Raw genomic sequence first — 2,455 nt, forward strand, 5'->3', positions numbered from 1 at the left:
ATTAGTATGGAGATAATATTACATCTTGTAAAAAAATCCTATGAAGAAATAACCTTACAAGACTTATTGGAGATAAGAGATTATTTATGGGAGTTAAAGAAAAAAAGTAAGCATGATTCTCTTTTTATAGAGTGGATAAAAAATTAAAAATGAATAAATAAAAAAAGGTAAAGATAATGTAAAAATCTTTACCTTTTTTATATAAGGGGGATTTTATGATGGAGCGTATAGAATCTGTAGAAAAATTAATAGGGAAAGAATTAAAAAACAAAGGGATACCAGAGTTAATGGCAACTCTTAAGATTAATTTTACTGAAGAATTAGATGACTTAACTAAGGCAGATATTAAAATAAAAACTATAAACTTGATTAAGAGAAAGTTTCAAACTTTACTAAAAAAAGCCCAAACATACGATGAATTGTTTGAAATAATTAATAGTATTCCAAGAACAAACAAAAAAGTTAAGTTTGAGATTCAAGAACTAGAAAATCAAAATATATTGAAGGGAAATAAGGAAAGAATGGCGCAGCTACTAAGTGTAGTACTTAAGTCGCAAATTCAAGAAAGAATTAAAACGGATTACCTTGAAAATCTTAAGAAATATTTGCCACTTGCAGTGAGATTTACATTTCAAAGAGAGAAAGAAGAACAAGTTGTAGAGTTTCTTACACTTGGAAATGTCACAATCCCACCTATAATAGGGAGAAATAAGTTACATTATTTAGTTGCTCATAAGGATGATAAATATGCAATTAAACCTTTAGCTGCTTATTTAGCTCAAATTTTCTTAGCAAATGCTCTTTATGAGTTTGTATTGAGAAATACCGAGTTGTACGAATATCAAATAACAAAAGAGTATTTATTAGAGTACTATGAAGATAAAGAAGAAGTATTGTTTGTGCCGCAGCTAGAATCTGCTGAAAAGATTGTATTAGAGAATATAAATAAATATTTTCCGGATTTAGTTGTAAAAAAAATTATTCGAGAAAGTAATAATGAAGATTTAGAAAGTCTAGCTGGAATTCAGCGGCTTAAAATAGAAGATGGCAATATTACTAACATTGATTATATTAGTTTAATAAATTTAATGATTAAAGATTTTCTACTTGAGAGTGATTATATTCAAGTTAAATCTAAAAAGTTGTATGAGAATAGAAGTGAGTATGCAAGGTCGTTTCAAACAAAAAAACACATTAATATAGAACATATGTCTGTTATGAAAGACAATATATTCTTACAAAAGTTTAATAAGGTGGAATTAGATAATATTGTAGATTTATACAAATTTCGAAAAGTAGAAAAAGAGTTTGAGAAATTATCAAAGCAAATGTATATACCTAATTTAGATATTTCTTTTCGTATAAAAAGATTAGGGAAACATAAAGCATCAGGAATATATTTTTGTAAGCCAATAGGTAGTTTAATCGTAGATCGTAATGGGATTTCCAGTTTTGTACATGAATTGGCACATATGATAGATTACGATTTAGATGATATTATGTATAGTGAGACTTTAGCGTTTAAATCAGTATACGAATTGTATAGAAAGAACTTGTTATCACTCAAAAGACAGAGTTCTGATTCTCGAAATTTTGAAATTAATAATAAGAAATTAAGTTATTACTTACAAAAGGATGAAGTTTTCGCAAGGTCTTTTGAGATTTATCAGTGCTTCTTTAAGAAAATAGAGAATTCACTTTTAAAGGCAAAAGAAGTGTATGAAAAAAGGGCCGAATATCCAACCCAGGATGAAGAATATATGAGAGCGGTAAAATTGTATTTCGATAAATTCTTCTTGGACAAAGACATTCAACCAGTTACGATTAATCAAGGTATTGAGCGAAAAGTAGAAAGAGAAAAAAGTAATGAAGTGATAGTAGAAGAAACACGGCCATTAAAAATAGAACAGTTAACTTTATTTTAAAAGGATGAGGAATTAACCAATCCGATTGTACTTCACTATGTTATACTGTTGATATAGTATTATAATTCTATTTTTTAACATATTTTTAACAAAAACTAACCTTTTGGGTTCTTGAATGAAATTTATTTCATTAAACAAGCGCCTAAAAGGTTTTTTTGTTATAAAAGAAAGTTTAATGATTGTTACTAACAATAAGGGGGAATTTAAATGGGAATTTACGTTCTATTTGGATTAGAAACATACTTAATGGAGAAAGAATTAGCAAGAATTATAAATAAAGAAAGTAGAGATAACAGTTCAGATTTATCAGTAAATGTTTATGATTGTGAAGAAACACCAGTTCAAACAGCAATTCAAGATGCAGAGATGTTATCACTTATGTTAGAGCGCAAAAAAGTAATAATAAAAAATGCCAGTTTCTTAACAGGTCAAAAAAGTAATGATAAGAAAGTTAAACATGATTTAGAAACTGTTGAGAGATATTTAGAGGAACCAAACGAAGAAACGGATCTTATATTTATGGTGAAATA

2 protein-coding genes are annotated in these 2,455 nt (G+C 27.5%); both read left to right on the forward strand.

Annotated features, from left to right (window positions below; all coding sequences use genetic code 11):
* Positions 1 to 215: 215 nt before the first annotated feature.
* Complete coding sequence (locus tag RCF13_RS10745) at positions 216 to 1,925, forward strand: hypothetical protein (protein ID WP_080120200.1); 1,710 nt, start codon at positions 216 to 218, stop codon at positions 1,923 to 1,925.
* Positions 1,926 to 2,132: 207 nt separating this feature from the next.
* Positions 2,133 to 2,455 (forward strand): hypothetical protein (locus RCF13_RS10750; protein WP_308141150.1); only part of this gene is annotated, 323 nt, incomplete at its 3' end.

The organism is Stenotrophomonas maltophilia group sp. RNC7 (assembly GCF_030910085.1).
GTDB classification, from domain to species: Bacteria; Pseudomonadota; Gammaproteobacteria; order Xanthomonadales; family Xanthomonadaceae; genus Stenotrophomonas; species Stenotrophomonas sepilia.